The sequence below is a fragment of the Sporosarcina sp. E16_3 genome, from assembly GCF_017347125.1.
Classification (GTDB): Bacteria; Bacillota; Bacilli; order Bacillales_A; family Planococcaceae; genus Sporosarcina.
In genome coordinates this window covers 47531-55197 of the sequence record NZ_JADPRX010000027.1, presented here as the reverse complement: position 1 = coordinate 55197, position 7667 = coordinate 47531, and the positions used below count along the sequence as shown (strand labels likewise).

Here is a 7667-nt window from a genome sequence, read left to right as displayed (position 1 = left end):
TTGCGAAGAGGTCACACCCGTTCCCATCCCGAACACGGAAGTTAAGCTCTTCAGCGCCGATGGTAGTTGGGGGTTTCCCCCTGCGAGAGTAGGACGTCGCCGGGCACCATGGATAACACAAAACGAGATGATTCTTTAGAATCATCTCGTTTTGTGTTATAAGCGTGTTTTTATCAAAAATCAAAGCACGAATGCATAGAAAGTATGAATTTAAAGAAATGTAGTCATTGCCGGTGAGTGGGTAATGATTTTTTGTTTATAATTAATTAATAATGACTAGGATGCCTAGCGAAGAGGGGCTATATGATTGGTTGTACTGGTTATATGATCGGTCTGAGATACTATATAATAGAAGGAAAGGAAATGTGATTTACAATGTTAAATCCTAATCGGCCGCTCATTGAAGCGTTAACGAAATTCAAGGAAGCAAATCCGATTTCATTCCACGTGCCTGGACATAAGGGAGGAATGCTTTCTGGATTACCGGCCGAATTACGGACGGCTCTTAAATACGATTTCACTGAGTTAGAGGGTCTTGACGATCTTCATGAGCCGAGTGGAGTAATTGAAGAGGCACAGCAAAAGCTATCATCACTCTATTGTTCGGATCGAAGCTTCTTCCTTGTGAATGGTTCAACGGTAGGGAATTTGGCAATGGTTTATGCGGCTTGTCGTGCGGGTGAAACGGTTATTGTTCAGCGCAATGCACATAAGTCGATTTTCCATGCGATTGAGCTGACTGGCGCAAGGCCGGTATTTGTGTCACCGGTTTGGGATGTGCCTACAATGACGGCCGGGGGCGTGACGGCTACGCAAGTCGGTGAGGCACTCAAGGCTTATCCTGAGGCCAAGGCTGTTATTCTTACATATCCGACGTATTATGGCATAGCGGGGGACGAGCTGGAAGAGACTATCAATCTTTGTCATACATATGGAGTTCCGGTCTTGGTAGACGAGGCACACGGTGCGCATTTTATTGTAGGAGAACCATTTCCGCGTTCGGCGCTTCAGATGGGGGCGGATGTAGTTGTGCATTCAGCACACAAAACACTGCCTGCGATGACGATGGCTTCTTTTTTACATGTCCGCTCAGATTTCATAACTATAGAAAAGGTTGCCCGTTATTTAGGGATGCTACAATCCAGCAGTCCGTCTTACTTGTTGATGGCATCGCTTGATGATGCAAGAGCTTATGCGGAGTCTTTTAATGAGGAAGACAAAAAACACTTTGCGGAACGGCGGGCTACTTTTATTAAACAGCTACAACTTATTCAAGGACTCCAAATAGTTGAAACCGATGATCCGTTAAAACTTATTTTGCGAATTGAAGGTTATTCCGGTTTTGATATACAACAAAGGCTGGAAGCGGAAGGAATATACGGGGAAATTGCAGATCCTTATCAAGTGCTTTTCGTGTTACCATTACTAAAAGTGGAATCGACCTATCCCTTCGATGAAATTTACGAGAAAATGAAAACTGCGGTAGCTAGTTTAAATGGATTAGATAAGAAAAGAAGTAAAGTAGAAGCACCAGCACTTGGGGAGGGATTATCTTGTCTCGCTTACACGTTCGAGGAAGCGGCGAATATGGAGGTAGAGTGGATTCCGTATGAAGATTCCGTGGGTCGTGTGGCGGCAGCTTCCATTATTCCCTATCCACCTGGAATTCCGCTTTTAATCGCCGGAGAGATTGTAAAGGATGAGCATGTTCAAACTCTCGAAAAGTTGCTCCAAATGGGTGCGAAATTCCAAGGAGAAATTCGAATTAATGAAAAGCAGATAGTTGTAGTAATGAATAGAGTGGAGGAATAACATGATACAGAAAGGTGTATTCATCACATTTGAAGGGCCTGAAGGAGCCGGAAAGACAACAGTCATCAAAGAGTTATATAAACGTATGGAAGAACAAGGATTGAAGGTCATTCTTACGCGCGAACCGGGTGGAATTCGTATTGCGGAGAAAATTCGTGAAATCATCCTCGATAATGATCATCAGGAAATGGATGCAAGGACGGAAGCGCTTCTTTATGCAGCAGCAAGAAGGCAGCATCTTGTAGAGAAAGTAGTTCCTGCACTTCAGAATGGAATGGTCGTCTTATGTGATCGTTTTGTTGATAGTTCACTAGCCTATCAGGGGCATGCGCGCGGACTAGGAATTGATGAGGTTCTATCGATTAATGAGTTTGCTATCAGCAATACGATGCCGGATCTGACGGTGTTTTTTGATATCAATCCAGAACTAGGACTTGCGCGGATTGCAGCAAATGACAAACGTGAAGAAAACCGGTTGGATAATGAAAGTATCCACTTTCATCAAAATGTTTACGAGGGTTATCAGGAGCTCATCCGTCGTTACCCAAAACGGATTCAATCAACGGATGCTTCGCTCTCTAAAGAGCAAGTAACGGAAAATGTTTGGAAAATCATATGCTCCCAACTCATTAAATAGTCAGATTCATGATATAATGGTTGGAAAGCGGAAAAGGGGAGATTATCGTGAAATTGATTGTGGCAGTTGTACAGGACCAAGACAGTAACCGGTTATCTACGGCTTTGACCAAGGGTGACTTCCGAGCAACAAAATTGGCTAGTACGGGAGGGTTTTTAAGGTCGGGGAATACGACATTTCTGATTGGTACCGATGATGCCCTCGTTCCGAAGGCGCTTGAACTTATTCGGGAAAATTGCCGTTCACGAGATCAAATGGTAGCTCCTGTTTCTCCGATGGGTGGAAATGCAGATTCTTACATTCCTTATCCGGTTGAGGTCGAGGTTGGCGGTGCGACTGTATTCGTCCTTCCAATTGAACATTTTCATCATTTTTGATGAATAGAGGTGAACCTAATTGAAAGTCAATATTGACTACCGGTCGGGCCTCGATAAGATGAGGAACGATCCTTTACATTCATCTCAAGGTGGAGCGCGGTTCGGCCAAATGGTAGTTAAACAAGAGCAGCGCCTCCAAGGAGAGCAGGTTACGAAGCTCCTCGGTGATATTTCATCGGCAGGTGACCGAATTGCCCGTTCACGCAATTTGCGCGATATGGCTAAATTTAAAATGCTGGTTCGACGTTTTCTTAAAGAAGCTGTTGAATCTGGGATGGGACTTAAACAGTCTCATACATGGAATCGTTTCGGTGAGGGACGACGGTTGAAAATTGTCGAAACGATAGACGAAAGGCTAATTGAGTTGGCAGAAGACCTGTTGAATGAAGAAAAAACATCTGTCGATTTACTAGCTAAAATTGGTGAGATTAAAGGATTACTCATCAATCTATACATGTGATTCCGTGTTTTCTGTCGTTTAAGAAACACGGTTTTTTTGAACACGGAGGTGCGTACTTATGCAAGATGAAATGAATAACCGACTTGTAGTAGAGCAAAAAAGAATAACTGAACGATTAAGTTCTTCCTATAAAAATAGACGAATCGGACATGCATATATGTTTGACGGTGAACGTGGAACGGGAAAAGAAGCAGTTGCACTTTTTTTTGCTAAATTACTCCTTTGTGTTAGTCCAGAAAACTTTGTTCCATGTGAAACATGCCATTCTTGTCGAAGAGTGACGTCTAGTAATCATCCTAACGTAACACTTATTCGGCCAGATGGGCAGGATATCAGGAAAGAGCAGATGTCTAATCTTGTATATAGCATGACGAAGAAGGGGTACGAGGCGGGTAGGAAAATATATATTATTTCCAGGGCAGATCGGATGAATATTGCTGCGGCGAATACGTTGCTCAAGTTTCTTGAGGAACCTGAAGGTGATGTAACAGCAATTCTTTTAACGGATTCATATCAATCGATATTACCCACGATCCAATCACGGTGTCAGCGGCTATCTTTTCTACCGCCATCTAGAGAAATGATGATTAGTGAGCTAGTCGAAAAGGGAATTACACCTTCAATGGCGGCGACAGTTACGATGGTCACCGCCAATCTGGATGAAGCTTTTCGACTGGCTGGAGATGATCAATTTGCACACATGCGAAAAACAGTGTTAAAATTGGTTGAAGCATCGGATAGACATGTCCATGAAGCGTTGTTATTCATTCAATCTGAATGGGCCCCTATATTTAAAGAGAAGGAAGAGACTGAGAGCGGACTGGATCTACTGCTTTATGCTTACAGAGATGTAGTGGCATCCAAAGCCGGTTTGCAGTCAATAGCAACATTTCCCGATCAGCAAGAACTAGTTAGAGGTCTTTCGATGAAGATGACATATAGCCGGCTGTCTGCTAATATGGAGGCAATCTTGCAGTCGAAAAAGCAGTTGAATGGCAATATGAATCGCACGCTTTTAATGGAACAATTGGTGCTCAGCATGCAGGAGGGGTTACTTGTTGTATAAAGTTGTAGGTGTCCGTTTTAAGAAAGCGGGTAAAATATATTATTTCGATCCACTTGAATATACGCTTGACGAAGGCGACTACGTCATTGTTGAAACAGCACGTGGAATTGAATACGGTAAAGTTACAGGTAAGGTAAGAGAAGTTGGTGAGAATGATGTTGTCTTGCCGCTCAAAAAGATCATTCGTCCAGCTCAAACGGAAGACCTCGAAAAAGTAGAGGAGAATCGTCTTGAAGCTGAACGGGCATTTAGTACAGGTGTAGAAAAGATTATAGAACATGCGCTAGAAATGAAGCTGGTTGATGTAGAGTACACATTCGATCGAAACAAGATTGTCTTTTACTTTACGGCTGAAGGCCGTGTTGATTTCCGGAATCTTGTTAAAGATCTTGCTTCGATTTTCCGGACACGTATTGAACTGCGACAAATCGGTGTACGAGATGAGGCAAAAATGCTTGGTGGCATTGGTCCATGTGGCCGGATGCTTTGCTGTTCAACATTCCTCGGTGATTTTGAACCAGTTTCGATAAAAATGGCAAAAGATCAGAACTTATCACTTAATCCTTCAAAAATATCAGGTTTATGCGGACGTCTTATGTGTTGCTTGAAATATGAGAATGATGATTACGAAGAAGCGAAAGCGCTTATGCCAGACGTCGGAACACGGGTCCAAACACCTGAGGGACCTGGGAAAGTAGTTGGTCTGAATCTGCTTGAACGCCTTCTTCAAGTAAGTATAGCGGAGCAAGATCTGGTATTGGAATATACGTTGGAAGAAATAATGGAACTGCAAAAAAATACGGCTCAATTGATGAAATAATGAGGTGGGATAGTTGAAAGAAAAGAGTTTTCTGGATAGGGTTATGGAATTCGAGCAAGAACTCGAATCTATGCAAAAGCAATTCCGCGAATTGATTGGATTCGTCGCGCAGATGACGGAAGAGAACCATTCGCTTCAACTCGAAAACCATCATTTGCGCAAGCGGCTTGAAGAAATGGATAAACAAATTGATGAAGAAGCACAGGCAATCAACACGAGGCAACATCGGAAAAAAACGAACAAAATAGACGTTGGAGAAGGCGTTGATAATTTAGCGCGCCTATATAATGAAGGATTTCACGTCTGCAATGTCCATTACGGTGGTATTCGAAAAGGGGAAGATTGTCTGTTCTGCCTCTCATTCTTAAATAAACAAAACGTGTAAAGTGAGCCGATCCTATTGCAACGTAGGCATCGGCTTTTCTTTTATTGTAGACCCACAGGAGGTGGGTCATGCATCTGTTGCCGCAGGACGCGGCGTACTTAGGATGCCTTCCTTTATAAGCTTCAGTCTCATTAAGGAAAGCTACAAATTATAGGCGTATTCGTGGTGAACTTAGGTTGCATTCCTTAGTTCGGTGTCTTACGCATTTCTATTATGGAGGAAAGTATTATGGATGAAATTTTACAGGATGATGAACGACTTGATTATTTATTGGCGGAAAGTTTGCGGATTATTCAAAGTCCGTCAGTTTTTTCATTTTCTTTGGATGCAGTATTACTTGCGCGATTTGCTTATGTCCCGCTACAAAAGTCCGGAAAAATTGTAGATATATGCGCAGGTAATGGAGCAATTCCGTTGTTTTTAAGCGCCAGAACGAACGCTACTATTATTGCCGTTGAATTACAGGAGCGACTTGCAAATATGGCGGAAAGAAGTGTCCAGTATAATGGATTGGAAAATAGGATCCAAATCATTAATGGTGATGTCATTGGTATTGCGGCAAAAATTGGCTATGAGAAATACGATACAGTAACATGTAACCCTCCCTACTTCCCAGCGCACGAGGCAAGCGACAAGAACTTGTCGGAGCATCTGGCAATTGCCAGGCATGAAATCCACCTAACGCTTGAGCAGGCTATCCAGTCGGCAAGCGAATTGTTGAAGCAGGGCGGCAAAGCGGCATTTGTCCACCGTCCGGGACGTTTACTTGACATTGTCACTGCAATGCGTGCTAATCGACTCGAGCCGAAACGAATACAGTTTATTTATCCGAAAGAGGGTAAAGAAGCCAATACATTGCTGATTGAGGCGATAAAAGATGGTAAGCCGGATTTGAAAGTATTACCGCCTCTTTATGTGTATGGCGCTGATAATGAATATACGGAAGAAGTGAGGCTCCTCCTTTATGGACAAAATGGGTGATCACTTATTTTATGTATTAGAATGCAGGGATGGATCCTATTATGCCGGTTACACGAATGATTTGGAAAAGCGTGTTCGTGTACATAATGAAGGCAAGGGCGCTAAGTATACGCGCGCAAAACGACCTGTACAATGTATTTACCACGAAAACTTCGAGACGAAACGTGAAGCTATGCAGGCAGAGTATCAATTTAAACAACTGAAGAGAAATGCGAAAGAGATTTATATTGGAAAGGGGCGAAACGTAAATGAAGTCACAGAAAAGTGCTGAACCAGGCGGTGGAAAACTGTTTTTAGTCGGTACACCAATCGGTAATCTTGAAGATATGACATACCGAGCGATTCGTATCTTGAAAGAGGTCGATATGATTGCGGCAGAAGATACAAGAAATACAATCAGATTATGTAACCATTTTGAAATAAAGACAGCGCTAACGAGTTATCATGAACATAATATTGAAGTCGGCGGCGAAAAGATTTTGGCAATGCTGGCGGATGGAAAGACAGTTGCACTCGTGAGTGATGCAGGTATGCCATGCATTTCTGATCCGGGCGCGGACATTGTAGCTAAGGCAATTAATGCAGGGTATGATGTTGTTCCTGTTCCAGGTGCGAATGCGGCAATCAGTGCACTAGTCGCTTCTGGGCTGGTACCGCAACCATTTATGTTCTTTGGATTTTTATCACGACAGAAGAAGACCCGGACCATTCAATTAGACGATTTAAAACAACGGGAAGAGACAGTCATTTTGTATGAGGCACCCCACAGGCTAAAGGAAACCTTACGTGCGTTACAGACGAGCTTCGGTGGGACACGCTCTATTGTCCTTGCAAGGGAATTGACAAAACGTTTTGAGGAATTTCTCCGTGGCACGCTTGAAGAAGCTGTTTTATGGGCAGAATCAAACGAAATACGTGGGGAGTTCTGTATTGTTATTGAAGGCAGTGACGGAGTTAGTGTAGAAGTGCAACAGGAGTGGTGGAACGACTTAGAAATCCATGATCATGTAACAGAATTGATGGAAAGAAAAGGTCTTCGTTCAAAAGAGGCTATCCGTGAAGTAGCAAACGATCGTGGGTTGAGCCGCCGCGACGTTTATAAAGAATTCCATGTTGAAGATGAATAAGT

General features: G+C 43.0%; 10 protein-coding genes and 1 rRNA gene. All 11 read left to right on the top strand.

Features of this window, described 5'->3' with window-relative positions:
- Nucleotides 1-105, top strand: a 5S ribosomal RNA gene (gene rrf, locus I2483_RS14720); the annotation flags it as partial.
- A gap of 270 nt (nt 106-375) precedes the next feature.
- On the top strand, nt 376-1812 hold the full coding sequence (locus tag I2483_RS14715; protein ID WP_207277876.1) for an aminotransferase class I/II-fold pyridoxal phosphate-dependent enzyme: 1437 nt from the start codon (nt 376-378) through the stop codon (nt 1810-1812).
- A gap of 1 nt (nt 1813) precedes the next feature.
- On the top strand, nt 1814-2449 hold the full coding sequence (gene tmk, locus I2483_RS14710) for a dTMP kinase (protein ID WP_186673307.1): 636 nt from the start codon (nt 1814-1816) through the stop codon (nt 2447-2449).
- A 47-nt stretch (nt 2450-2496) separates the two neighbouring features.
- Nucleotides 2497-2826: a cyclic-di-AMP receptor gene (locus tag I2483_RS14705; protein WP_149582625.1), complete on the top strand. Its 330-nt coding sequence runs from the start codon at nt 2497-2499 to the stop codon at nt 2824-2826.
- Between the two features lie 19 nt (nt 2827-2845).
- Nucleotides 2846-3286 carry a YaaR family protein gene (locus I2483_RS14700; protein WP_207277875.1) on the top strand — a complete coding sequence of 147 codons (441 nt, stop codon included), beginning with the start codon at nt 2846-2848 and terminating at the stop codon, nt 3284-3286.
- 58 nt (nt 3287-3344) lie between these two features.
- Nucleotides 3345-4352, top strand: coding sequence for a DNA polymerase III subunit delta' (gene holB, locus I2483_RS14695; protein ID WP_207277874.1), 1008 nt, complete (start codon nt 3345-3347; stop codon nt 4350-4352).
- A complete protein-coding gene (locus I2483_RS14690; protein ID WP_207277873.1) occupies nt 4345-5172 on the top strand; it encodes a PSP1 domain-containing protein in 828 nt (275 codons plus the stop codon). Before holB ends, I2483_RS14690 begins: the two co-directional genes overlap by 8 nt.
- A 13-nt stretch (nt 5173-5185) precedes the next feature.
- On the top strand, nt 5186-5557 hold the full coding sequence (yabA, locus tag I2483_RS14685) for a DNA replication initiation control protein YabA (RefSeq protein WP_186673311.1): 372 nt from the start codon (nt 5186-5188) through the stop codon (nt 5555-5557).
- Between the two features lie 228 nt (nt 5558-5785).
- The gene (locus I2483_RS14680; RefSeq protein ID WP_207277872.1) at nt 5786-6538 is read left to right on the top strand and encodes a tRNA1(Val) (adenine(37)-N6)-methyltransferase; all 753 of its coding nucleotides are present in this window, start codon (nt 5786-5788) and stop codon (nt 6536-6538) included.
- Nucleotides 6522-6809, top strand: a complete 288-nt coding sequence (locus tag I2483_RS14675; RefSeq protein WP_207277871.1) for a GIY-YIG nuclease family protein — start codon at nt 6522-6524, stop codon at nt 6807-6809. Before I2483_RS14680 ends, I2483_RS14675 begins: the two co-directional genes overlap by 17 nt.
- A complete protein-coding gene (rsmI, locus tag I2483_RS14670) occupies nt 6787-7665 on the top strand; it encodes a 16S rRNA (cytidine(1402)-2'-O)-methyltransferase (protein ID WP_207277870.1) in 879 nt (292 codons plus the stop codon). Before I2483_RS14675 ends, rsmI begins: the two co-directional genes overlap by 23 nt.
- The last annotated feature ends 2 nt before the right edge of the window (nt 7666-7667 follow it).

Bases quoted from the DNA above. Each gene is read 5' to 3' on its own strand.
- I2483_RS14715 (WP_207277876.1), top strand. From the start codon at position 376: ATGTTAAATCCTAATCGGCCGCTCATTGAAGCGTTAACGAAATTCAAG.
- tmk (WP_186673307.1), top strand. From the start codon at position 1,814: ATGATACAGAAAGGTGTATTCATCACATTTGAAGGGCCTGAAGGAGCC.
- holB (WP_207277874.1), top strand. From the start codon at position 3,345: ATGCAAGATGAAATGAATAACCGACTTGTAGTAGAGCAAAAAAGAATA.
- I2483_RS14680 (WP_207277872.1), top strand. From the start codon at position 5,786: ATGGATGAAATTTTACAGGATGATGAACGACTTGATTATTTATTGGCG.
- I2483_RS14675 (WP_207277871.1), top strand. From the start codon at position 6,522: ATGGACAAAATGGGTGATCACTTATTTTATGTATTAGAATGCAGGGAT.
- rsmI (WP_207277870.1), top strand. From the start codon at position 6,787: ATGAAGTCACAGAAAAGTGCTGAACCAGGCGGTGGAAAACTGTTTTTA.